The 24,085-nt window shown below is 73.3% G+C and carries 20 protein-coding genes; 13 read left to right on the top strand and 7 right to left on the bottom strand.

Translation table 11 applies throughout. From position 1 onward, the window contains the following. Positions 1 to 281: 281 nt before the first annotated feature. On the bottom strand, positions 282 to 1,703 hold the full coding sequence (locus ID574_RS44980; RefSeq protein ID WP_188195190.1) for an RICIN domain-containing protein: 1,422 nt from the start codon (positions 1,701 to 1,703) through the stop codon (positions 282 to 284). A gap of 221 nt (positions 1,704 to 1,924) precedes the next feature. Here ID574_RS44980 and ID574_RS44985 point away from each other — a divergent pair, with 221 nt between their 5' ends. The 6 genes from ID574_RS44985 to ID574_RS62030 all read left to right on the top strand — a co-directional run bounded on the left by ID574_RS44985 (position 1,925) and on the right by ID574_RS62030 (position 7,258). Beyond that, positions 1,925 to 2,959 (top strand): LacI family DNA-binding transcriptional regulator, encoded by a 1,035-nt coding sequence (locus tag ID574_RS44985; RefSeq protein ID WP_188195191.1) that lies wholly within the window; start codon positions 1,925 to 1,927, stop codon positions 2,957 to 2,959. A 402-nt stretch (positions 2,960 to 3,361) separates the two neighbouring features. Beyond that, the gene (locus ID574_RS44990; protein WP_188195192.1) at positions 3,362 to 5,023 is read left to right on the top strand and encodes a heparinase II/III family protein; all 1,662 of its coding nucleotides are present in this window, start codon (positions 3,362 to 3,364) and stop codon (positions 5,021 to 5,023) included. 149 nt (positions 5,024 to 5,172) lie between these two features. Continuing rightward, complete coding sequence (locus ID574_RS44995; protein ID WP_188195193.1) at positions 5,173 to 6,342, top strand: SRPBCC family protein; 1,170 nt, start codon at positions 5,173 to 5,175, stop codon at positions 6,340 to 6,342. A gap of 28 nt (positions 6,343 to 6,370) precedes the next feature. Continuing rightward, positions 6,371 to 6,526, top strand: coding sequence for a zinc ribbon-containing protein (locus ID574_RS45000; RefSeq protein WP_188195194.1), 156 nt, complete (start codon positions 6,371 to 6,373; stop codon positions 6,524 to 6,526). Positions 6,527 to 6,640: 114 nt separating this feature from the next. Next, positions 6,641 to 7,066 (top strand): SPW repeat protein, encoded by a 426-nt coding sequence (locus ID574_RS45005; protein ID WP_188195195.1) that lies wholly within the window; start codon positions 6,641 to 6,643, stop codon positions 7,064 to 7,066. A gap of 63 nt (positions 7,067 to 7,129) precedes the next feature. Next, positions 7,130 to 7,258 carry a hypothetical protein gene (locus ID574_RS62030; protein ID WP_262496126.1) on the top strand — a complete coding sequence of 43 codons (129 nt, stop codon included), beginning with the start codon at positions 7,130 to 7,132 and terminating at the stop codon, positions 7,256 to 7,258. A gap of 564 nt (positions 7,259 to 7,822) precedes the next feature. On the opposite strand, the gene ID574_RS45010 is transcribed toward ID574_RS62030, so the two are convergent. Then, a complete protein-coding gene (locus ID574_RS45010) occupies positions 7,823 to 8,572 on the bottom strand; it encodes an SDR family NAD(P)-dependent oxidoreductase (RefSeq protein ID WP_223167731.1) in 750 nt (249 codons plus the stop codon). Positions 8,573 to 8,636: 64 nt separating this feature from the next. On the opposite strand from ID574_RS45010, the gene ID574_RS45015 reads away from it, so the two are divergent. Both ID574_RS45015 and ID574_RS45020 read left to right on the top strand, forming a co-directional pair. After that, the gene (locus ID574_RS45015; RefSeq protein WP_188195197.1) at positions 8,637 to 9,197 is read left to right on the top strand and encodes a TetR/AcrR family transcriptional regulator; all 561 of its coding nucleotides are present in this window, start codon (positions 8,637 to 8,639) and stop codon (positions 9,195 to 9,197) included. Between the two features lie 134 nt (positions 9,198 to 9,331). Next, positions 9,332 to 13,837: a cation-translocating P-type ATPase gene (locus ID574_RS45020; RefSeq protein ID WP_188195198.1), complete on the top strand. Its 4,506-nt coding sequence runs from the start codon at positions 9,332 to 9,334 to the stop codon at positions 13,835 to 13,837. A gap of 28 nt (positions 13,838 to 13,865) precedes the next feature. On the opposite strand, the gene ID574_RS45025 is transcribed toward ID574_RS45020, so the two are convergent. Beyond that, complete coding sequence (locus tag ID574_RS45025) at positions 13,866 to 14,522, bottom strand: class I SAM-dependent methyltransferase (RefSeq protein WP_188195199.1); 657 nt, start codon at positions 14,520 to 14,522, stop codon at positions 13,866 to 13,868. A gap of 116 nt (positions 14,523 to 14,638) precedes the next feature. Here ID574_RS45025 and ID574_RS60775 point away from each other — a divergent pair, with 116 nt between their 5' ends. The 4 genes from ID574_RS60775 (at position 14,639) to ID574_RS45045 (ending at position 19,445) form a co-directional block, all read left to right on the top strand. Further along, entirely contained in the window at positions 14,639 to 15,214 is a 576-nt protein-coding gene (locus ID574_RS60775) for a TetR/AcrR family transcriptional regulator (RefSeq protein ID WP_223167732.1), read from the top strand. 4 nt (positions 15,215 to 15,218) lie between these two features. Further along, positions 15,219 to 15,848, top strand: coding sequence for a TetR/AcrR family transcriptional regulator (locus tag ID574_RS45035; RefSeq protein ID WP_188195200.1), 630 nt, complete (start codon positions 15,219 to 15,221; stop codon positions 15,846 to 15,848). A 61-nt stretch (positions 15,849 to 15,909) separates the two neighbouring features. Then, positions 15,910 to 17,376, top strand: coding sequence for an MFS transporter (locus tag ID574_RS45040; protein WP_188195201.1), 1,467 nt, complete (start codon positions 15,910 to 15,912; stop codon positions 17,374 to 17,376). Between the two features lie 164 nt (positions 17,377 to 17,540). Next, positions 17,541 to 19,445 (top strand): S41 family peptidase, encoded by a 1,905-nt coding sequence (locus ID574_RS45045; protein WP_223167733.1) that lies wholly within the window; start codon positions 17,541 to 17,543, stop codon positions 19,443 to 19,445. Between the two features lie 40 nt (positions 19,446 to 19,485). Here ID574_RS45045 and ID574_RS45050 read toward each other — a convergent pair whose 3' ends face one another. Both ID574_RS45050 and ID574_RS45055 read right to left on the bottom strand, forming a co-directional pair. Beyond that, entirely contained in the window at positions 19,486 to 20,298 is an 813-nt protein-coding gene (locus ID574_RS45050) for a peptidoglycan recognition protein family protein (RefSeq protein WP_188195203.1), read from the bottom strand. 89 nt (positions 20,299 to 20,387) lie between these two features. Further along, positions 20,388 to 21,386, bottom strand: coding sequence for an NAD(P)-dependent alcohol dehydrogenase (locus tag ID574_RS45055; protein WP_188195204.1), 999 nt, complete (start codon positions 21,384 to 21,386; stop codon positions 20,388 to 20,390). 154 nt (positions 21,387 to 21,540) lie between these two features. Here ID574_RS45055 and ID574_RS45060 point away from each other — a divergent pair, with 154 nt between their 5' ends. After that, positions 21,541 to 22,197: a DUF2306 domain-containing protein gene (locus ID574_RS45060; protein WP_188195205.1), complete on the top strand. Its 657-nt coding sequence runs from the start codon at positions 21,541 to 21,543 to the stop codon at positions 22,195 to 22,197. On the opposite strand, the gene ID574_RS45065 is transcribed toward ID574_RS45060, so the two are convergent. Together ID574_RS45065 and ID574_RS45070 are read right to left on the bottom strand one after the other, a co-directional pair. Beyond that, on the bottom strand, positions 22,187 to 22,843 hold the full coding sequence (locus tag ID574_RS45065) for a response regulator (protein ID WP_188195206.1): 657 nt from the start codon (positions 22,841 to 22,843) through the stop codon (positions 22,187 to 22,189). The genes ID574_RS45060 and ID574_RS45065 overlap by 11 nt on opposite strands. After that, positions 22,840 to 23,979, bottom strand: a complete 1,140-nt coding sequence (locus ID574_RS45070; RefSeq protein ID WP_223167734.1) for a sensor histidine kinase — start codon at positions 23,977 to 23,979, stop codon at positions 22,840 to 22,842. The genes ID574_RS45065 and ID574_RS45070 overlap by 4 nt, the downstream gene beginning before the upstream one ends. Positions 23,980 to 24,085 lie beyond the last annotated feature (106 nt).

Below are 24,085 nucleotides of genomic sequence, written 5' to 3' on the forward strand. Positions count from 1 at the left end.
CTCCGGTCGATCATGGGACTACTGCATGCGCGGGCTCTGACCATGATCGAGAGCCCGGCCGCTGCGCCCGTCCCCGTCCGGTCTCCGCCACCGCGGCCACGGCGGCCCCTTCCAGGGCGACAGGCCGTTGGGCCGGACCGGTTCCAGCGCTTGGTCGCAGGAGGCACGTCGTCGGGTCGATCCTGCACTGGATCCGGGGCGCTCCGGCAGGCTGTGTTCGACACGGCCATCGTCGCGCCGGCCTACGTGACCGGCTGAGCCGGAGATCCGGGCGCGGCGGGCTACAGCGACGTCCGGGTGAACTGCTGGTTCTGGCCGCCGTTGCACGGATACTGCTTGAACTGCACGTCGTTCGCCTGCGACGACGACGGCAGGTCCGCGCACTTGCCGGAGTGCCTGGCCACCAGCCGCACATAGCCGCCGCCCGCGTCCTGCACATGCCACTGCTGGTTGTGGCCGCTGCCGCACGCGTACTGCTGCAGCGCCGCACCGTCGGCCGTGCTGACGCCGTTGACGTCCAGGCACTTGCCGGAGTGGCGGGCGACGATCTGCACGTAGCCGCCGCTGACCGACTGGATGCGCCACTGCTGGTTGGCGCCGGAGCCGCAGGTGTACTGGATGACCGCGATGAGGTTGGCGGTGGAGGCGTTGCGCACGTCGGCGCACTTGCCCGAGTGCCGCACGGTCAGCCGGTCGTGGCCGGAGCCGGTGGCGGCGATCGTGCCTGCCGCGGCGTCGATGGTGAGCTCCCGCGCGTACGACAGGCTCATGGTCGTGTTGCTCGGGAACCGGATCGGCAGCCACACGTACCGGGAGTCGTTGACCGGGCCGCCCCAGGCGCCGGCCCACCGGTCGCCCATGTACAGGTACGAGGTGCCGGACGTGCCCTGGACCGGCAGCACGAAGGCCGGCTGGGAGCCGTACGTGACCGCGTCGCCCACGTTCTGCCAGGCGCTCCACGTGCCGGTGATGCTGGTGGCGGTGGCGTACTTGGCCTGGTTGGGCTGCCACCCGGTGGCGCCGGAGGTCAGCAGGAAGTACACCCCGTCGCGCTTGAACATGGCGGGGGCCTCGCGGTGGTCGCCGTCCCACATGCGCGCCAGCGTGGCCACGTCGGTGTAGTCGGCGGTCAGCCGGTAGACGTGCAGGTCGTAGTTCTCGTCGGCGGCCGAGATCATGTAGCCCGCGCCGTCGGTGTCGACGAACGCGGTGATGTCGCGCGACATGTGCCCGAGCGGCCGGAAGCTGCGGAGGTACGTGTAGTTCCCGTCCACTGTGTCGGAGACGGCCACGGCCGCGCGGGCCTCGCCGTAGTCGCGGCCGTTCTCCTTGTGCATCCACATGACGAAGCGGCCGGTGCTCGCGTTGTAGATGACCTTCGGCCGCTCGATGTTGGCGACCTGCAGCTCGGCGTGGCTGGACTGGGTGAGCACGTGGTTGCGGAACTCCCAGGTGCGCAGGTCGGCGGAGCGGTAGGCGGAGACGTAGCGGAAGGTGCCGTCGGCGTTGCGGTTCTCGCCGAACCAGTAGTAGTACGAGCCGACCTTGACGACCCCGCCGCCGTGGGCGTGCAGCAGGTTGCCTGAGGTGTCGGTGAACGGGGCGCCGACCGGCACGGTGACCGGCGCCGCGGCGGCGGGTGCGGCGGGTAAGAGCGCCAGGGCCAGGCAGAGCCCGGCCAGGAGGGTGAGGACGCGGGACATGGGTGCGGCTCCTCTCGGGGGGCCTTTGATGCCGGTGAGCAGGCCAGGTAACCGGTTACTTCAGGCGTCGTGACGCGGACGCTAGACGCGATCGGACGGCGACGTCAATCCGCTGTTAACTTTTCGTTACAATCGCTGTCAGGTCGGGGTTGACGGCTCTGAGGGGATCTCCTACCGTCCTGGTCATTGCTCAGTAACCGGTTACTCACGTGGAGGCCCGCATGACCACGCCCAACCGTGTCACCATCCGGGACGTGGCCCGGCGGGCCGGCGTCTCGGTGGCCACGGTGTCCCGCGTGCTGGGCGGCGACTACCCGGTGCTCGCCGCCACCCGCGCCAAGGTCATGCGCGCCGTGCGCGAGCTCGACTACGTCCCCAACGCCCACGCCCGCAACCTGTCGGCGGCCCGGCCCGGCGCCATCGCCATCGTCGTCAACTCCGTCGCGGTGCCGTACTACGCGCTCATCGCCCAGGCCGTGGAGGAGCAGGCCGCGCAGGAGGGCCGGCTGTCGCTGATCTGCACCACCGGCGGCGACACCGGCCGCGAGTTGTCGATCGTGCAGCTGCTGCGCGAGCAGCGGGCCGAGGCCGTCATCCTGGTCGGCAGCGTCATCGTGGACGAGGAATACCGCAAGCGGATGACGGAATACGCGCACGCCCTGGCCGCGGCCGGCTCGCGCCTGGTGCTGTGCGGCCGCCCGCCGCTGGGGGAGGGGGCGCCTGCCCTGGTCGTCGGCTTCGACAACACCGGCGGCGCCCACGCGGTGACCGCCCACCTGCTGTCGGCCGGGCATCGCCGGATCCTCTACCTCGGCCTGCGCCCCGGCCACACCACCTCCGACAGCCGCGTGGCCGGCTACCGCAGCGCCCTGGCCGAGTACGGCGTCGCCGCCGACCCCTCGCTGGAGGTGGAGGCCGAGTTCAACCGCGAGGCCGGGTACGCCGCCATGAACCGCCGCCTGGCCGCCGGCCCGCCCGACTTCACTGCCATCTTCGCGGGCAACGACCTGGTGGCGGCGGGAGCGATCCAGTCGCTGCGCGAGCACGGGCTGCGCGTGCCCGAGGACATGTCGATCGTCGGCTACGACGACGTCCCCCCGGCCCAGGACCTCGGGCTGACCACCGTCCACCTGCCGCATGACGAGCTCGGCAGGGCCGCGGTCCGCCTGGCGCTCGGCCGGATGGGGGGCAACCCCTTGACGCTGGGGACCCACATCGTGGTCCGCGACTCCGTCCGGCCCCTCGGCCCGCGATGACTCCTCTCGTGACCTCCGCATGCGGCCGCTCCTGCCGCCCGGGCTGTTGCCCCTGGACCTGTGCGATCCGGCCGTCCCCGCGCCGAGGCCCCGACTGCGCGGCGGCCGTGCACGCCACCGGCAACATGGGCCAGACGTGAAGGGCCATCTCACTCCAGCGGTCGTCGACCGGCGCTTCGCCGTCCCGCCGGCGGCCGAGGCCAACGCCGTGCCAGGACACGGCCTGAACGGGATCACCTGATGACACGGCCTGAAGCGGATCGCCCGGCGGCACGGCGGGAGCCGGATCACCTGGCGGCACGGCCGCAACCTGATCGACCGGCGGCACGACCGGAACCGGATCGCCCGGCGGCACGACCTGATCCCCCTCGACCGGCGGCATGGCCCGGACCGCAGCGCCCGATGCCCCGCCTCATCCGGGAGATCCGTGAGGAGGCCGTCAGAGCCCGGACCACCACGGCCCCCGAGCTCACCTTCACGTTGTGGCGGCGCTTCGCCGACACCGGCGACCGCCGCGCCTACGAGCGCGCCTACTTCGAGCGTCGCCGCCGCCTGGCCGCCCTCGCCCTGGCGGCGTGCCTGGACGACCGCCCCGACCCGGCGCTCGACGACCTGCTCTGGTCGGTCTGCGACGAGTACGCGTGGGTCCTCCCCGCCCACGAGCCGCAGGACCGTCCCGTCAACGACGCCGTCGACCTGTTCGCCGCCGAGACGGCCCACGCCCTGGCCGAGGTGGTCACCCTGCCGGACGGACACGTCGACCCCCGGGTCCGCGCCCGCGTGCGCGCCGAGGTGGACCGCAGGGTCCTGCGCCCCCTGCAGGAGAACCGCATGTGGTGGGAGACGGCCGAGCACAACTGGGCGGCCGTCTGCGCGGGCGCCGCCGGCATGGCCGCCCTCGCCCTGGATTCCGAACGCCTGCCCGCCCTCCTGCCCCGCCTGGAGCAGGCCATGGCGTCGTTCCTGTCCGGCACGGGCCCGGACGGCGCCTGCCTGGAGGGCCCGGACTACTGGACCTACGGCTTCGGCTACTTGGTGTACTTCGCCGAGGCGCTGCGCGAGCGCACGGGCCGGGACCTGCTCGACGACCCGCACGTCCGCGCGATGGCCTCCTACCCGGCCGGGATCGACTTCGGCGACGGCCACCGCCCGGCCTTCGCCGACTCCCAAGGCCACGGCGCGTATCCGTCCGGCCTGCTGGACCGGCTCTCGGAGCGGCTGGGCGTGGCCATGCCTGACCAGCCGGGAGAGACGTCCTTCCACGACGACCCCTGTTACCGGTGGGCCCACCTCAGCCGCACCCTGTGGTGGACCACCGGCGCCGCCCGCCACCCCGCCGAGCCGCAGACGTACCTTCCGGACGCCGGCATCGTCGTCGCCAGGGCCGGCGGCACGGCGTTCGCCGCCAAGGGCGGGCACAACGACGAGCCGCACAACCACCTCGACCTCGGCCACTTCGTCGTCCACGCGGACGGCGAGACGATCCTCGACGACCTGGGCGCCCCGGAATACACCCGCGGCTACTTCGGCGACGACCGCTACCAAACCCCGCAGGCAGCGGCCGAGTGGCACTCGATCCCGATGATCGACGGCACCGCCCAGCGCCCCGGCCGCGACCGCCGGGCCACGGTCGTCCACCACGCGCCGGGACATCCGCTGACCTTCGCGCTCGACCTCACCGCCGCCTACGACACCCCGCGCCTGGCCCGCATCACCCGCACCTTCACCTGGCGCCCCGGCCGCCTCGACCTCACGGACGCCTTCGACTTCACCGCCGGTGAATGCCTGGTGGAGGAGCTGTTCGTCTCCCGCCGCCGCCCCGACGTCCGGCCCGGCAAGGTCGTCTGGGGCCCGGTCGAGCTCGACGTTCCCGCCCCCTGGCAGGCCCGAGCGGAGGAGCTGGAGGTCCGCGGCCACGACGGCGTCCCGGAAACCGTCCACCGGGTACGCCTGACAGCGACCGTCCCGTCCGGCGCGCACCGCTTCGTCTTCACCGTGCGGGCTCAGGCGGCAGAGCAGGAAGCGGTCTTCTGCCCGCGCCACCAGGTGCAGTCCGAGGACTGACCGGAGAGCGTGCCGGAGCCGCCGCGGGTGTCGCTTACCCCGGAGGCGGAGCAGGTGGGCGGCCGTTAGGGGGCACAGGTGCCGGGTAGCCGCACAGCTCCAGGGTGTCCACGAGGGGGTTGATCGCTATGCGTGCGAGAAACACCGGTATGACCGCCGAGGAACGGCGGCCACTCCTGCCGAGGAGCATCGTCGCAGGCGGGCTGGGCTTCTGCGCCGGAGCCGCCGTCGCATACCTGTTCGATCCGGCGCGGGGACGCACGCGCCGGGCCCGCACCCGGGACAAGGCGGCGCACGCGACGCACCAACTGCGGGACGGCATCGGCGTTCTCGGCCGTGACCTGGCCAATCGCGGCCGGGGCTCGGCCGCGGCCGTGCGGTACCGGGTCGCCGGCCGGAGGGCCGACGACCGCATCCTGTACGAGCGCGTACGCGCCGAGCTCGGCCGCCACGTCAGCCACCCGCACGCGGTGGAGGTCCACGTCCAGGACCGTGTCGTGACGCTCACCGGTGACATCCTCACCGCCGAGGAGGACCGGACCCGGCGGGCGGTGCGCCGCGTCCCCGGCGTCAAGCGCGTCGAGGCGCGCTGGAACACCCACCGCGACGCCGGGGAGAGCTTCATGCTGCAGGGCGGCGGCAGGCGGCGCGAGCCGGTGCCGGAGCTGCTGCAGGAGCAGTGGTCGCCGACTGCCAGATTCCTGGCGGGTACGGGCGGCGCAGCCCTGTGGGCCATGTCGCGCGGGCTGCCCCGTCCGGCCGCGTGGGTCGTCCGCGGCGCCGGCACGGTGCTGGCCGCCCGCGCCGCCACGAACCTGCCGCTGCGCCGCCTGACCGGGGTCAACGCCGGTCGGCGTGCCGTCGACATCACCTCGGCCATCACGATCGACGCGCCCGCCGAGACCATCTGGGCGCTGGTGAGCGACTATTCGGTCTTCCCCCGGTTCATGCCGGACGTGCGCGAGGTGCGCCGCTCCGCCGACGGCCGTACGTCCCACTGGCTGATCAGCGGGCCCGCCGGGACGCCGATCCGCTTCGACGCCACCGAGACCAGGCGCGAGGAGGGCCGGGAGATCGCGTGGCGGTCCGCAGAGGGCGAGCTGATCGCGCACACCGGCTCCCTGCGCCTGACGGAGCAGCCCGACGGCCGGACTCGCGTGCAGGTGCAGCTCGCTTACAACCCCGTGGCGGGCGCCGCCGGCCACGCCGTCGCCCGGCTCCTCGGCGCGAACCCGGCCCGCAAGCTGCGGCATGACCTGCTGCGTCTGAAGTCGTACGTCGAGCGGGAGCGACAGCCCGTCGGCCCGCGCGGCGGATGACGGGATCGCCGGGGCCGATGGAGGTGCCATGGTCGCGCACGCAGGAGAGAAAGCCCAGGAGAGCGGCGTCTTCCACTGCGCCGAGTGCAGCGAGAAAGTGGAGGTCAAGAAAGGGGCGAAAATCCCCAAATGCCCGAACGGGCACACCACCTTCGACCGCAGGACCGGCGAACCCGGCCGCTGACCACCTCGAACAGTGGGCCGTTCCCGCACGTCACCCGACGTGTATGCGACTGCCCGGCCCGGGTAGAGGGAGCCCAGGGACGGGAGACGGTCCCGTCATCGCAAGGGGGAGGTGATGTCCCCAATGACCCGCCAGATGGAGAGCCACCCCGACATCATCCGCATGCGGGAGAGATACGAGGTGGCCGCGGCCAATCCGGCAGTTCAGCTGGCGGAAGGCCTGACCCTGCTGGCCGGGCTGTTCCTGGCGCTGTCGCCGTGGATCGTCGGATTCACGAACGTCGAATCGCTCACCATGAACAACCTGGTCACGGGGATAGCCGTGGCGCTGCTGTCGCTGGGCTTCAGCTCGGCGTTCGGCCGCACCTACGGCATCGCGTGGACCGCTCCGCTCATCGGCCTCTGGACCATACTGGCTCCATGGCTGATCAGGGGCGAGGCGGACACGGCCGCGACGATCACCACCAACGTGATCCTCGGCGCGGTCATCGCGATTCTCGGCCTGATCACTCTCGGCATGTCCATGAGGAGAAGGCGGTGAGAACCTGTCCCGGGCCGGATCATCTCCGGCCCGGTCCCTGGTCACCGGCCTGACTTCTCCGCCGTGGGCGACGCGCTGGACGTCGCCGGCGCTGAGGGCGACGGCGATGCCGATGCGGACGCCGACGGCGATGCCGATACGGACGGTTGCGGCGAGGCGCTCGCGGCCGGCGCCGTCGCATCCGGAGGCTGATTCACGGAGGTGAACACCAAGGCCGCCGTCCCCGCGGTCACTACCGCCACCAGTGCCGCGGTGACGTACACGACTCTTCGCATCACCCGCCTGCGCTGCTCCCGCAGCCTGGCCTCCTCGCGCCGCAACGCGGCGCGCCTACGCTTGACCTTTCGCTGTGACATGGGCACTCCCGAAACATGCTCGGGCGTCACCATAAGACGAAGCGCATAATACGGATCTAAACGATCAGACGACAGGCGACCACCAGGCATGACGTCGACGGTCCCGGTGGCCGGGGGGCCTCCGGGGGCGGCCGGGGGGACGGTGACCGTGCCCCTCGGCGGTCATCGCCGCGCGGGAGCGGCCGTGGGCTCCTGCTGGATGCTCGCGTTGAAATGCGGCCGGCCAGGCCGCCGCGGAGCAAGGCCGCGCCGCCATGTGACCGCCGTCCCCTCCATGGAGCTCTCACAGGAGGGGACGGCGACGGTGGTGCCGGGGCTGCGCACGTTCTCCCACTGCTCGAGGGATGCCGCGGGCGTCAGCGCGCGGCTCTCCGGGGTCGGCGCGACACCCATCTGTGGCTCAGGCCGCGGACCAGCCGCCGTCCACCGGGACGATGGCGCCGTTGACGAACGAGGCGGCGTCGGAGGCCAGGAACAGGGCGGCGTCGGCCATCTGCTCCGGCTGCGCGAGCCTCTCGCCGAGGGCGAGTACCGGGCCGAGGCGGGCGGCGCCGGTCGGGTCGAAGGAGGCGCCGGTAGCGATGTTGGTCATGGTGGGGCCGGGCAGGATGGCGTTGCAGCGGATGCCGTCCTTGGCGTACGCCCACGCCACGCTGCGGGTCAGGCCGACCACGCCGTGCTTGGACGCGGTGTAGGCGGCCCCGGCCGCGCCGCCGCGGATGCCGGCCTCGGAGGCGGTGTTGACGATGGAGCCGCCGCCCTGCCCCAGCATGTGCGGCAGCACCGCGTGCGTGACCAGAAAGGTGCCGGTCAGGTTGATCCGCAGCACCCGCTCCCACTGGGCGGGGGTGATGTCGGCGGGCAGCGCCATGCTGTCCATGATCCCGGCGTTGTTGCACAGCACGTCGATCCGGCCGTACGCGTCGATCGCGGCCTCGGCCAGCGCGGTCACCGAGGTCTCGTCGGCGATGTCGGCGGGGACGGCGATCGCCGTCTGCCCGATCTCGCCGGCGGTCTGCTCGGCCCGCTCGCGATCGATGTCGCAGACCACGACCCGGGCGCCGGCCTTGGCGAAGGCCAGGGCCATAGCCCTGCCGATTCCGGAGCCCGCACCCGTGATCAGAGCGACGCGGTTGTCCAATGTGCTCAAAGCTCGTCCTTCCGATCGGGCCGGGATAACCGGACACCTTTGTCCGGTTGCTACCATAGCGGCTGTGCCGGGCCCGCGTCGACCGAACAGAGGACCGAGCGCCGCCGCGGAGAACCGCGCGGCGCTGATCGCCGCCGCCAGGGAGGTCTTCGCCGCTGCCGGATACGCCGCACCGCTGAGCACGGTCGCCCGCGCGGCCGGGGTCGGCCAGGGCAGCCTCTACCGTCACTTCCCCGACCGCATCAGCCTCGCCCTGGCGGTGTTCGAGGAGGGTGTCGCCGCGCTGGAGGCGCTGGCCGCCGAGCCGGGCACCACCCTGGCCGACGTGCTGGCGCTGATGACCGAGCAGACCATCGCCTCGACGGCGTTCATCGACATGGTCAGCACGCCGCCGGTCGACCCCGACCCCCGCATCCTCAGTGTGCGCCGGCGGGTGGAGGACCTGCTGGCCCGGGTGCTCGCCGACCCCCGTCGCGCGAGCGGCATCCGCGCGGACGTCACGGCCGAGGACCTGGTGCTGGTCATCGGCATGCTCGCCGGCGTGCTCGCCAAGACCCCGGCCGCCGATCGCCGCAGGACCGCCGATCGCGTGTGGGAGCTGCTCCGCAAGGGCATCGAGGCCTGACCGCGACCTCCGCCCTTCGCGCGTGATGGCGGGAGCGCAGGGCCGGTCCGGTCGTCATCCGCTGTTGTGATCCATTCATGGAAAGTTCATCGCGGATGCCGACTGATCTCGGCACAACGGGTACGGGGACCCGCATGCTCGGACACATCACCCGTTCCCTGCGTCGCGTGGCGGACGCCGTCGGAGCTCTCGGCGGGCGCTCCACCTGGAGTTATCCGGACCGGATCCACCTGGAGCTGCTGCGCCGTCCGGTTCAGGAGGCCGAGATCGAGAGCCGGCTGCAGGCGGTGCCGGGAGTCCGGTGGGCGCGGGTCAACGTGCCGCTGGGCCGGGCGATCGTCGCCCTCGACGACCCGCCCGCCGAAACAGGCGAGCTGATGAGGGCGCTGGACGAGGCGGAGGCCGAGGCCGGCGAGCGGGTGCCCGGCGAGCCGCCGCTGGGGCTGGTCCTCGCGGCGGACGTGGGCGGCATCGTGGCGACCGGCGTGGAGTGGCTGATCCGCCGCACGCCGCTGCCCGCCGAGGCCGCCGGCCTGCTCTCGCTCGTCGACAACCTGCCGCGGCTGCGCGAGGCGATCGACGACGCGATCCCCCTGCCCGCGCTGAAGACGTGGCTGCCCGTGGCGAGCGCCGCCGTACAGGGACTGGCGCCCGGCATGACGGGGCTCGCGGTCGACTTGACACAGCGCCTGGTGCAACTGCGCGAGGGCAGGGCGGCGGAGGAGGCGTGGCATGCGGCGCAGGAGAGCCTGACCGGGACGCCCGAGCGGGCGGCCGCATCGGAGATCCCCGTGAACCGGCCGGTCGCGCTGCCACCCGGCCCGGCCGAGCGGTACGCCGACCGGTTAGTCGCCGGAGCGCCCCTGGGCGGGCTGGCCGGCGCATTGCTGAGCATGAACGTGCGGCGCGGCCTCCAGACGGCGATGATCTGCACGCCCAAGGCGGCGTTCGCCGGGCGTGAGACGTTCGCGGCCGAGCTCGGGACCATGCTGTCGCGCCGGGGCGTGGTGATCGCCGACCGCCGGGCTCTGCGGCGGCTCGACCGGATCGACACGGTGGTGTTCGACGAGGAGGTGCTGCTGTCGCCGAGCCACATGATCACTGAGGTGAAGCCCGCTGCGGGAGCCGACCACGAGGAGGTCGCCACCTGGCTCTACCGGCTCTTCGGCCCCGACAGGGCGCGGGGCACCCGGCAGGAAGGACCGTGGCGGCTCCGCGCCCGAGGTTCGCGGTTGACGCTGACACGCGACGGCGAGAAGCAGGCGACCGCCGTGACGGCCCGCCGTCGCTCGCCCCACGCCGAGGCCGCCCTGTCCGCGGCCCGCTCCGCCGGGCTGCGGGTGGTGGTGCGCCCGGGGGTGGACGCCGAGCAGGTGCGGCGGCTGCAGGCCGAAGGAGCCGCCGTCCTTCTGGTATCGGCGGACGGCCCCGCTCTGGCCCAGGCCGACTGCGGAGTCGGCGTGCTGCCCCGCGCGTCCGTGTCTGCCCAGACGTCCGCCTTCACCCACGCGTCCGTGCCCGCCGACTGCGGAGCGGTCGTTCCCATGGCGCTCCAGGACGATCGGTCCGCGGCGGGGCCGGACAGCGGATCCGGTGTGGTGGAGGCGTCGCCGACCGGCCGCATGGACCCGGAGTCGGGCGGCGAGGCCGGTGCGGCGCAAGGGTTCTCGGGTGGCGCGGTGGGAGCCGATGAGGGGGCGGCGAACGTGCCGTGGGGTGCTGACGTGCTGCTCGGTGGGGACCTTGTGCCGGTGGTGGCGTTGATCGCGGCGGTGCCGGTGGCGCGTGAGGTGGCCGCAGCCGGGGTGCGGCTGGCTCGTGCGGGCACGGCGGTCGCCGCGTTGCTGGCCCTCACCTCTCCCGCCGCGCGGTCCGCGGCGCACGCCCTGTCCGCGGTGCACGTCGCGACCTGCCTGTCGATGGGCCACGGCGCCTGGCGCGCCTGGCGTGCCGCACGCACCCCGGTCCGGGCGCCGGCGGACGCGCGGCCGTGGCACGCGATGCCGGTCGAGGCGGTCTTGCATGAGCTGGACACGGATGCCGACGGTCTGAGCACGGCGGAGGCGGCCCGCCGGCGAAGGCCGACCGCCGGCCACGAACGGCCTTCATTGCTGCGCGAGACGGGCGCGGAGCTGGCCAACCCTTTCACCCCCGTGCTCGCGGCCGGGGCCGCAGGCTCGGCCGCGCTGGGCTCGCTCATGGACGCCGTCCTGGTGTCGGGAGTGGTGGGGCTGTCGGCGCTGGTCGGCGGCGGGCAACGCCGGGCCGCCGCGCGGACGCTGGCCGACCTGGCCCGCCACGTCGGTGTCCCCGCCCGCGTCCTGCGCGACGGCAAGGAACGTGACATCGACGCCCGCGACCTGGTCCCCGGCGACGTGGTGGCGCTCTCGGCCGGTCAGGTGGTGCCCGCCGACTGCCGGATCGTGGCCGCCGACGGGCTGGAGGCCGACGAGTCGGCGCTGACCGGCGAATCCCTGCCGGTGGCCAAGGACGCCGCGCCGGTCTTCGCCAGGGAGGTGGCCGAGCGCGGCTCGATGCTGTACGAGAGCACCTCGATCGCGGCCGGAACCGCCAGGGCCGTGGTGGTGGCCGTGGGCGAGGACACGCAGGCGGGACGCGCCATGGCCGCCGCGGAGGAACGGGCTCCGCGCAGCGGCGTGGCCGGCCGGCTGGCCGAGATCACCCGGGCCACCGCGCCGATCGCCCTCGGCTCGGCGGCGGCCGTGGCGCTGGCCGGCCTGGTCCGCGGCCGCCCGCTGCGCCAGTCGCTCGGCGAAGGAGTCAACCTGGCCGTGGCCGCCGTGCCCGAAGGGCTTCCGCTGCTGGTCAGCGCGGCCCAGCTGGCGGCGACCCGCCGCCTGTCCGCGCACGGCGTGCACGTCCGCGATCCGCGTACCGTCGAGGCGCTCGGCCGGGTGGAGGTGCTGTGCTTCGACAAGACCGGCACGCTCACCGCCGGTGAGATCCGGCTGGCCCGCGTCTGCGGCGCCCGCCGCGAGGCGTCCCTTGACGAACTGAGCGGTCGGGGAGCGGTCCCGGCCGCTAAGGGGGCGAGTGGCGCGGTCCCGGCTGCTCAAGGGGCGGGCGCCGAGCGTGCGCGGGAGCCGGGCGGGCCCGGCGCGGACCACGTCCACGAGCTCGGCGCCGTCCTGGCCGCCGGGTTGCGGGCGACGCCCGGTGTGGAGGGCGACGGCGAGCACAGCCACCTGACCGACGCGGCCGTCGCCGCCGGGGCCGAGGAGGCGGGGGTGACCCGCCGGACGGGCGCGCGCGGCTGGCGGGAGCTGGCGGCGCTGCCGTTCGAGCCGTCCAGGGGCTTCCACGCCACGCTCGGCCGCACCGGCAGGACCCGGCTGCTCAGCGTCAAAGGGGCGCCCGAGACCGTGCTGCCGCGCTGCGCCCGCGTCCGGGTGGACGGCGAGGAACGTCCCATGGACGACAAGGAGTACCGCCGCATCGAGGAACGCGTCGAGCGCCTGGCCGCCTCCGGCCACCGCGTGCTGGCGGTGGCCGAGCACCGGACCCGGGGAGACGACCTCGACGACGGCGACGTGACCGGCCTGACCTTCGTGGGGCTGCTCGGCCTGGCCGACGCGGTACGCCACGCCGCCAGCCCCGCCGTGGCCCGCCTGCGCGCGGCCGGCGTGCAGATCGTCATGATCACCGGTGACCACCCCAGCACGGCGGCCGCCATCGCCGCCGAGCTGATCGCCGATGAGCCGCGGGTGCTCACCGGCGCCGAGCTGGACGACCTGGACGACGCGGACCTGGACGAGCGGCTGCCGTCCGCCGACGTGGTGGCCCGCTGCACGCCGGAGCAGAAGGTCCGGGTCGTACGGGCGTTCCAGCGGCTCGGCAAGGTGGTGGCCATGACCGGCGACGGCGCCAACGACGCCGCCGGCATCCGGCTGGCCGACGTCGGCATCGCCCTGGGCGGCACCGGCACCCCGGCCGCGCGCGCCGCCGCCGACCTGGTCGTGGGCGACGACCGGCTGGAGACCATCGTCTCGGCGCTGGCCGAGGGCCGCGCCATGTGGGCCTCGGTCCGTGAGGCGCTGGCCATCCTGGTGGGCGGCAACCTGGGCGAGACCGGCTTCACTGTGCTGGGCGCGCTCGCCTCCGGCGCCTCCCCGCTGTCGGCCCGCCAGCTGCTGCTGGTCAACATGCTCACCGACCTCGCACCCGCGCTGGCCATCGCCCTGCGCGCGCCCTCCGCCCAGGAGACGGCGAACCTCCTGCAGGAGGGGCCGGAACGCTCGCTCGGTCAGGCGCTCACCCGCGACATCACCCGGCGGGCCCTGATCACGGTGGTCGGCGCCGGGCTCGGCTGGACGCTGGCCCGGTGGACCGGCACGGCGGCGCGGGCCCGCACCGTCGCGCTGGTCGCCCTGGTCGGCACCCAGCTGGCCCAGACACTGCAGGCCGCGGGACGGGACCGGACCGTGCTGCTCAGCGCGCTCGGCTCGGCGGCGGCGCTGGCCGCGATCGTGCAGACGCCCGGCCTCAGCCACTTCTTCGGCTCGACACCGCTCGGACCGGTGGCCTGGACGGTCGCCGTCGCCGCCGTGGCCGCCGCGCTGGCCTGCGACCGGCTCGCCGAGCGCCCTCTGAACAGGATGCTGGACAGACTGTCGCTCTGACCGTCTCAGGCCGCGGCGGACGAGGGCCTCAGTCCGCCGCGGGCTTCCTGGCGCGGACGTAGTACAGCATGTACGGCAGGTCGCCCTCCGCCTCCACCTCGAACCCGGCGTCCGGGATCATGGTGCCCAGCAGTTCGCGGGGCTCGTGCCGCATGGCGGGCCCGGACAGCAGGCCGACGAGCTGCCGGGCCAGGCGGCCGGCCGGCGGGCGGAACTCGGCGATGAGCAGCCGCCCGCCCGGGCGCAGCACGCGGTGCATCTGCCGCATCGCCTCCGGCCGCGCGCCCGCGGGCATGTGGTGGACGGCGAGGCTGGAGACCACCAGGTCGAACGAGCCGTCGGGGAACGGCAGGGTCTGCCCCTCGCCGCGCACGTACGTGCAGTTCGCCGGGGCGCGCCGCGTGGCGTACTCGATCATGGAGGGGGACGGGTCGAGGCCGGTGACGTGGCCGCTCGGCGTGACCACCGGGGAGAGGATCCGGCTGAGGTAGCCCGTGCCGCACCCGACGTCCAGGACCTGATCCCCGGCCCGCGGCCGGGCGGCGGCGGCCACGCGGGTGAAGGCGGCGCGGCGGCCGCCCGCGAAGCCGATCGAGGCGAGGATCTCGTACGCCCGCGGGTGGTCGATGGTCCCGCCCTCGTCGGCGTGCTCCGCGTGGTCGTGCAGCAGCTTTCCCAAGCCCATGGCAGTGCCTTCCCGGTGTCGAACAACCTGTTCGGTTATGAATGATGCGTTCATACTGGGGGAGGGTCAACGACCAGATCGGCCGTGGTGTGCCGTACTGAACAGGGAGCGGGAAAGTGTCCGGAGACCGGCGGGTGCGGCGTACGCGGCGGATGGTCCAGGAGGCCCTCGTGGCGCTGATCCTGGAGAAGGGCTACGACGCGGTGACCGTCACCGACATCATCGAACGGGCGGACGTGGGCCGCTCCACGTTCTATGCGCACTTCTCCGACAAACAGGACGTGCTGCTCAGCAACCTCGACCAGCTCGCCTTCCTCCGCCCCGCTCCGGCCGGCGGGCCGGGGGAGCCGTTCGCGTTCAGCCTGCCCATGTTCGAGCACGTTCGGGAGCAGCGAGAGCTGGTCCGTGCCGTGCTGGGGCGGTGCGGCGGCGCCATGATGGTGGCGCACGGAGAGAAGCTGATCGCCGCCATCGTCAGGGACGAGCTGCTCGCCGCCGGCGCGCGGGCGTCGGCCTCGCTCGACCTGCTGGTGGTCTGCGTGGTGGGGGCGTACATAGGGCTGCTGCGGTCGTGGCTGGACGGCGAGACGACCGCCTCGCCGGCCGAGCTGGACGCCGCCTTCCGCGCCGCGGTCGAGCCCGGCGTGCGCGCTGCGCTGGCGCGGGCCGGCGGAACGCGGCCATTACAGTGAGGGCGTGGCCACACGTACGAGCTCCAGCGGACGCCGCCAGTTCCTCACCCGCCGGATCGTCGTGGCCGCCGGACGGCGCGTGGCCGAGACCGAGGGCGTCGGCGGGCTGACCATCCGGAGAGTCGCCGCCGAGCTGGGCGCGGCCCCCATGGCGATCTACCGGCACGTCAAGGACAAGCAGGAGCTGGTCCTCGCGTTGCTGGAGGACGTGGCCGAAGGGCTTCCGCCGCTGCCGGACGACGGCGGCACCCCGCAGGAGCGGATCGTGACCGCGTTCGCCACCGTGGACGCCTACCTCGCCCGGCACGTGTGGGTCGTGGAGATCCTGCGGCAGGGCGAGCTGTTCGCGCCGCGCGCCGCCGCGCTGTTCCTCTGGACCCTCGACCGGTTCGCCGAGCTCGGCCTGGACGACCGCCGGGGGACCGACGCGTACGCGGCCCTGTGGTGGTACGTCCTCGGTCACCTGTCCTACCTGCCCGGCGTCGCCCCCGAGCGGCGCGCCGCCCGTGAGGAGCTGCTGGCCTCCTCGGTCGGCGACCCCGAACGGGCCCGCCGGGCGGTCCGCTCCTTCGACCACGAGGCCGCCTTCCTCGACGGGCTCCGCGCCCTGGTGGACGCGCTCGCCGCCCGCTGACCGCCCCGATGGCGTCGGTCCCTCTATTTAGGTTTGCCTAATTTGTGTGTACTTTGTACGCATGACTCAGCCACCGAAGGCCGGGTGGACCCTGGCCGTCGTCTGCCTTGCCGCGGTCCTGCTCACCCTGGACATCACGATCGTCAACGTGGCCCTCCCCGAGATCGCGGGCGAGCTGTCGGCCCGCCTGGACGGCCTGCAGTGGGCCATCAACGGCTACACCCTCGCCTTCGCCGCCCTGCTGCTCACCTCCGGATCGGTCTCCGACCGGATCGGCCGCCGCGCCATCTTCACCGCCGGGGTCGTCCTGTTCACCGCCGCCTCGGCGGCCTGCGGGGCGGCCTGGAGCCCGGGCGCCCTGGTCGCCTTCCGCATCGCGCAGGGCGTGGGCGGCGCGATGGTCATGGGCACCGCGATGGCGCTCATCGCCGGCGCCTACCCGGCCGGCCGCGCCCGCCAGAGCGCGATCGGCGCCTTCTCGGCGGCGGGCGGCGCCGCCGCCGGGCTCGGGCCGCTGGTCGGCGGCCTGCTGGTCGACACGCTCGGCTGGCGCTGGATCTTCTGGATCAACGTGCCCGTGGGGCTGCTCGTGCTGGCCGGGGCGCTGCTGCGGCTGCGCGAGCCGGCCAGGGAGACGCCCGCGGGACGGATCGACGCGCTCGGCGCCGTGCTGGCCGTCGCCATGCTGTTCGCGCTCAACTACGCGCTCATCGCCGGTCCCGACCAGGGCTGGGGCGCGCCGGGCGTGCTGACCGCGCTGGTCGCGGGGCTCCTGCTGCTCGGCCTGTTCGCCGCGGTGCAGGTGCGCCGCCCGCATGCGGTGCTGGACGTGCGGCTCTTCCGGGTGCCCTCGTTCACGGGCGCGGTGCTGCTGACGTTCCTGGCCAGGATCTGCAGCTTCGGCATCCTGCCGTACCTGATCCTGTGGCTGCAGGGCATGCTCGGCCACTCGCCGCTGGAGACCGGGCTGCGGCTGCTGGCCATGACGCTGCCCATCCTCGTCGTGGCCCCGCTGGCCGGGCGGCTCGGGCAGAAGATCCCCGCCTCCCGGCTGATGGCCGCCGGTTTCGGGCTGATCGCGGTCGCCTTCCTGCTCATGGCCAGGGTGGGCCCGGACAGCGACTGGACGGTCGCCTTCCCCGGCTTCGTGCTCCTCGGCGTCGGCGGCGCGCTGGCCTTCCCGCCGCTGATGGGCGTGACGCTGGACGTCGTCCCGCGCGAGCGGGCCGGGATGGCCTCCGGCCTGTCCAACACCTTCTTCCCGCTCGGCACCGCCACCGGCGTGGCGGCGTTCGGCGCCGTCTTCACCTCCCGCATCGGCGCCGAGCTCCCCGGCCAGGCCGCGGCGGTGGCCGGCGGCCGGTTCGACCAGGTGAGCGGGCCCGCCCTGGAGGTGGCCAGGAGCGCCTTCACCGGCGCGCTGTCCACCACCTGCCTGGTGGCGGCGGCCGCCGGGGTGGCGGGCGTGGCGGTCTCGCTGCTGCTCATCCGGGCCCGCGACCTGCAGCCGGTGCCGGTCGGCGCGTAGCCGCCCGGGGACCGGCCCGGCGGCCTAGGGAAAGCCCTAGGGCAGGTCCCGAGGCGCCGCCCGGCCAACCGTGCCACGCTGCTGGGATCCAGTCGGCTTCGAGCAGGCCGGGCGGCGCGGTGCGAGGAGCGCCCACGGCCAAGGGGATGGGGAAGGAAGCAGGCATGACCCAGCCATCAGGTTCAATGGCGAAATCCGTGGAGCTGCGGGACTTCCTGCGTACGGCGGGCACGCTGACGCTCGCCGACCGGCGCACGCTGGTCCAGCAGGCGCTGGTGCTCGTCGAGCAGAACTACGTGCATCTGCCGCTCAAGGTGGCGATGCACGCGATCAACCCGGTCCAGCGGCTGCGGCTGCTGGGACTGCGGCTCAGCAGGCAGACCGAGGCGACCATGGACCCGGAGTGGCGCTTCCACGCGGAGCTGTCGGAGATCTTCCACTCGGTACGCGACCTCCACACCAACTACCTGCTGCCGCAGCCGTTCTCCGGCAAGATCGCGTACCTGCCGTACCAGATCGAGGAATACTACGACGGCGAGGTCCGCCACTACGTGGTGACCAGGGTCGTCGCGGGCTTCTCCGTCCCCGGCTTCGCCCCCGGCGTGGAGGTGACCCACTGGAACGGCATCCCGATCGACCGGGCGGTGGCGATCAACGCGGCGCGCTTCGCGGGCGGCAACGCGGCGGCCCGGCACTCACGCGGCCTGCAGTCGCTCACCATCCGGCCGCTGCGCATCCACGTGCCGCCGGACGAGGACTGGGTGACGCTCAGCTACGTCAACGGCGACGGCATCACCAAGGAACTGCGGGAGCGGTGGCGCGTCGCCGACAACGTGCCGCCCTTCGTCGACGCCGACCAGCTCACCACCGCCGCCGTGGCCCAGGGCCTCGACCTCGGCACGGACGAGATCGGCCGCGCCGTCAAGATGCTCTACGTCCCGGAGGCGGTCACGATCCGGGAGTCGCTGGACGTCGCCGACCTCACGAGCGAGCCCGCGGCGGCCGGCGCGGACGTCCCGACCTCCATGCCGTCGGTGTTCCGGGCCAGGAGCGTGGTGACCGCGGCCGGCACCTTCGGCCACATCCGCGTGTTCACCTTCAACGTCAACGACCCCGACGGGTTCGTGGCGGAGTTCGTCCGGCTCATCCGGCTGCTGCCGCAGACCGGGCTCATCGTGGACGTGCGCGGCAACGGCGGAGGGCACATCTTCGCCAGCGAGTTCCTCCTGCAGACGCTCACCCCCCGCCCCGTCTCACCGGAGCCGACGCAGTTCATCACGACGCCGCTGAACGCGCGGATCTGCAGCCAGCACAAGGGCGACCCGACCGGCCAGATCGACCTCACGCCGTGGTGCGCCTCGATGGACCAGGCGACGGAGACGGCGGCCGTCTATTCCAACGCCTTCCCCATCACGCCCGCCGACGGGGCCAACGCCATCGGCCAGCAGTACCACGGCCCGGTCGTGCTGATCACCGACGCGCGCTGCTACTCGGCGACCGACATCTTCGCCGCCGGCTTCCAGGACCACAAGATCGGTCCCGTCCTCGGCGTGGACGACAACACCGGCGCGGGCGGCGCCAACGTCTGGACCCACCAGCTGCTCAAGCTGCTCCTGGAGCTGCCCGAGCCGGCGGACGGCAGCCCGTACCGGCCGCTGCCGGGGGAGGCGGGCATGCGGGTGTCGATCCGGCGCACCCTGCGCGTGCACGACCTCGCGGGCACTCCCGTCGAGGACCTCGGCGTGGTGCCGGACCACCGCCACCGCATGACCCGCCGCGACGTCCTCGAGAACAACGCGGACCTGATGGAGCGGGCCGGGCAGCTGCTCGCCGCCCAGCCGGTGCGCCGCCTGGACGCTCAGGTCTCCGCGACGGGCGACCAGCTGACCCTGCGGACCCGGCTCCTGGACCGGGCCGACGTCTACCTGGACGACAGGCCGAAGGCGTCGGTGGACCTGTCACAGGAGTCCGTGACGGTCACCGTCCCGGGCATCGGCGCCGCCCAGGTGGTCCGCGTGGAAGGCTTCGAGGACGGGGAGCTCGTGGCGGCCCGCACGCTCACGGGCTGAGCCGCTCCGGCCGTGTCCCCGGACGCGGGGGCACGGCCGGTCACACGCGCAGCAGCGACGGCCAGGTCTCCGGGCCGACGACGCCGTCCTCGCCGATGCCCTTGGCCCGCTGGAAGCCGCGGACGAGCTCGACAAGGCCGGAGTCGCACTGCGTGGACTCCAGCCACCCCTGCAGTCCCTGCGGGACGTTCGCGTACGCGGCGGGAGGCACGTGGCCCCGGGCGAACAGGCAGCCTCTCACGGTCTTGACGTCGTAGTTGTCGTCACCGAGCCGCACCACCGGCAGGTTCCTCACGATCTTCTCCGTCCAGGATAATTCCGGCTCCTCGTCGCCCTCGAGGATGGCCTCGACGGCCGCGCGGAAGTCGTTCATGTCGATGGAGTGGGGGTCCGGCTTGGAGGTGTTGACCTCCCGGTGCGCCTTCACGCGCGAGGCGGGCAGCCCGAACTCGCGGCACAGCTCCGCGCACAGCCGGATGTAGGCCTCCGTCTGGGCCTCCGGCCACGGCTGGGAGCCGTCGTTCTCGGCCTCGATGCCGATCGAGCTGGAGTTGTCGTGCCGGGGCGAGGTCGAGGGCGCGTTGTGCCAGCACCGGCCGGCGGCGATGACGTAGATGGTCCCGGACCTGCCGAGCCCGAAGTGGGACAGCGGCCCGTCGAGGCCGGGGCGGCCGTCGCGGACCACCGCGAGCGACGGGTAGTCCCCGCCGCCGGCCGGGCCCGCGGTGTGGTGGCAGACGATGCCCTGCACCTCGGGCTGCGGCCCGTGACCGCGGGTCTTCCAGCCGGCCACTTCGGTCACCGGACTGCCGGTACGGCGGGCGACGTCGGCGAGCTGGGTCAGGAACGGCATGAGGGGACCTCCATAACGGTCTGCGATCACCGCTTTACAGATCTTTAGCATGCTGTCCCATATGAAGGTTGGGGAAATCCGGAAATGTCCTACATGGCTTTTGCCACGGTGACGACGATCTTCCCCGCCGCGCGCCCCTCCTCCGAGTACCGGACGGCCGCCGGGATCTCCTCGAACGGGTACCGCCGGTCGATCACCGGAGTGACCTCGCCCGCCTCGATGAGCTCGGCCAGCGCGATCAGGTTCCGCCTGTTCTCCTTGCAGCCGACCACGTCGGTCTGCCTCACCTTGTGCGGCAGGAACGGCGCGGCCGCGAGCGTGGCGAACATGTGCCCGGCCGGCTGCAGCCAGCGGCCGCCCCGCCCGCCGATGAGCACGTGGACGCCCGTGGGCTTCAGGACCCGCCGGTAGGCCGAGGCACTGTGGCCGCCCCCATTGTCGATCACCACGTCGTAGCGGCGGCCCAGCCGGGTGACGTCCTCCTTGGTGTAGTCGACGACCTCGTCGACGCCGAGCGATCGGACCAGGTCCACGTTGCGGTGGCTGCAGACGCCCGTGACCTCGCCGCCGAGCGCCTTGGCGAGCTGCACCGCGAACGTCCCCACGCCACCTGCGGCCCCGTTCACCAGGACCTTCTGCCCGGGCTTGAGCCGTCCCTGGTCGCGGAGGGCCATCAGGGCCGTGTTGGCCGCGAGCGGCACCGCCGCGGCCTCCTCGAACGACAGGTTCGCCGGCTTGGGCGCCAGCTCGTCCGCCCGCACGCAGACGTACTCGCCGAAACCACCCTGCTTGGACATCGCGTACACCTCGTCGCCCGGCCGGAACCCGGTCACGGCCTTGCCGACCGCCTCGACCTCCCCGGCCACGTCGGCGCCCAGGATCGCGATCTTCGGTTTGCGCAGCCCGAGGCCGCCGGGCATGAGGCGGGCGACGTACGGCTCGCCGCGCATCAGGTGCCAGTCGTAGGGCTGGACGGAGGTGGCGCGCACGCGCACCAGCACCTCGTCGTCGCGGGGGACGGGCTTGTCGATCTCCATCAGCTTCAGGGCGCTGGGCGGTCCGTACGACCGCAAGACGAAGGCCTTCATCACGTTCTCCTCTTGTCGGGTGACCGCCAGTGTGAGCGAGGCCCGCGGCCGGGGTAACAGCCGAAAGTACGACGCCGGCGGTGGCTCATAGGCCGAGGTGGAGCGGGCCCTTCTGCCGATGAGCCGCGCCCGCTCCGCCCCGCACCATCGAGGCATGACCCTCCAGACGCCCGCCGCCACGAGGCCGGGATGGCCCCTCGTCACCGGGCTGCTCGCCCTCTGCTTCGTCCCGGTGCTCGCCGGCGCCATCCGCCTGACCGAGCTGACCGCCGGCGCCGACGTCACGCCCGGCAACGCGCGGTTCTTCGCCGCGCCCCTGCCCGTGGTGCTGCACATCGTCGCCGCGAGCCTCTACACCGCGCTGGGGGCCTTCCAACTCTCGCCGCGGTTCCGCCGCCGCAGGCCCGGATGGCACCGCGCCGCCGGGCGGGTCCTGGTCGTGAGCGGTCTGGTGGCGGCGCTGTCGGGCGTGTGGATGACCCTGTTCTCCGCCCTGCCCGCGGGGGACCTCGGGCTCCTCACCGTCTTCAGGCTCGGGTTCGGCTCGGCCATGGCCGTCTTCCTCGTGCTCGGCCTCGCCGCGATCCGGCGGCGCGACGTCGCCGGCCACCGCGCCTGGATGATGCGCGCGTACGCGATCGGTATGGGCGCGGGCACGCAGGCGGTCACCGTGGGCCTGTGGTTCGCGATCTACGGCGCGCCGGACGACCTCACCAGGCAGCTGCTCCTCGGCCTCGCCTGGGTGATCAACCTGGCCGTGGCCGAATGGGCGATCCTCAGGGGTCGCAGGGCCGCGCGGGTCAGGTCTTGACGCGGTTGGTCTCGTACGCCCAGATCGCGATCTCGACGCGGTTGCGGACGCCGAGCTTGGTCATCAGGCTCGCGATGTGGCTCTTGACCGTGCTCAGCGAGATGTGCAGCTCTTTGGCGATCTCGCTGTTGGTGCGCCCCCGCGCCACCGTCGCCAGGATCTGCTCCTCCCGGTCGGTGAGCGCCTCGATCGGCTGCGCCGGCGGCGCGGCCGGCCCCGCGCCGGCGAACGCGCCCAGCAGCCGGGCCGTGATGTTCGGCGCGATGAGCGCGTCGCCGTCGGCGGCCGCACGGACGGCCTGGGCGAGCAGCGCCGGGCCGGCGTCCTTGAGCAGGAAGCCCCTGGCGCCCGCCCGGAGCGCGGCGTAGACGTACTCGTCGAGGTCGAACGTGGTGATGACGACCACGGCGATCGGGTCGTCCACGTCCGGCCCTGCGAGCCGGCGGGTGGCCTCGATGCCGTCGAGGCGGGGCATGCGGATGTCGAACAGGCACACGTCCGGCCGCAGCCGCCGCGCCAGCTCGACGGCCCGCTGCCCGTCCGCGGCCTCGCCGACGACCTCGATGCCCTCCTGGGCCTCCAGGATCATCCTCAACCCGGTGCGGGCGATCTCCTGGTCGTCGGCGACGATCACCTTGATGCTCATGTCACCATCCCGGTACGCGGCAGCACGGCCGTCACGGTCCATCCCCGGCCCGGATTGGGGCCGGCCTCGCAGGTGCCGCCGAGCAGGCCGGCGCGTTCCATCATGCCGATGAGCCCGTACCCCGGCGACGTGATCGGGCGTCCGGCGCTGCTGTCGCCGTCGTCGCTGACGCGCAGGCGCACCGACGTGTCGTCGGCGGCGACGCTGACGTCGATGCGGGTGGCGTGCCGCGCGTGCCGCCGGGCGTTGGTGATCGACTCCTGGGCGATGCGGTAGATCGCGGCCCCGACCGGCGGCGGGACGTCGCCGAGGTCGCCGCTGATCTCCACGGCGACCTCCGGGCCGTCCCTGCCCTGGCCGGCCAGCTCCTTCAGATCGGCGATGTGCTTGCCCGGTGCCAGCTCCGCCCGCTCGTTCCTGCGCAGGACGCGCACCATGGCCCGCATCTCGGCCAGCGTGCGCGACGCCTCGGCCTCGATCACGCGCAGGGCGTCGGTCGCGGCCTCCGGCTTCGTCGCCGACGCCGCCAGGCCGGCCTGGGCACGGATCGCCATGGCGGAGACGTGGTGGGCCACGGTGTCGTGCAGGTCGCGGGCCAGCTGTTCGCGTTCGAGCAGCTTGACCTGGTCGAGCTCGCGCAGGCGCGCCCCGGCCCGGTAGCGGAACGCCGTGCCCAGCGCGAACGCGGCGAAGACGACGGTGAAGGCGCCGAACACGTCGCCGCCGACGGTCCGCCCGGAGACGATGGAGGTGGCGACCACGCCCAGCATGACCACGAGCCCGGCCACGATCTCGCGCCCTGACCCCCACCGGTACAGGGAGTAGAGCAGCATCAGGACGTACACCATGGTGTACGAGTTCAGTGAGGCGCCGTTCATGAGCAGCGGCGCCAGGCTCGTCACGGCGACCATGATCAGCACCATGAGCAGCGGCTTGGTGCGCCGCCACAACAGCGTGGGCACCAGGGCGACCGTCACGGCCACCGAGACGGCCCGCCAGGGGAGGTCCGGCCGGAGCAGCCCTTCGAGCACGGCGAGCGCCGCGAGCACTCCTGTGAGCGCCCAGTCCCACCACATGCGCCGTGGCACGTCGGGGGGACGCGGCTCGTTCCACACGGAGCGAAGAAGACCGCGCACGCAATCATGGTACGGCCAGGCCCGATGGCCGCGCGCCGCCGCGACTGCCCTGCGTTCTTCACCCCCTCGCCGTACTTCGGTACAGGTCCCTTTGGGGGAGGGACCG

The sequence above is a fragment of the Nonomuraea sp. SYSU D8015 genome (assembly GCF_008065375.1).
Lineage (GTDB): Bacteria > Actinomycetota > Actinomycetes > Streptosporangiales > Streptosporangiaceae > Nonomuraea.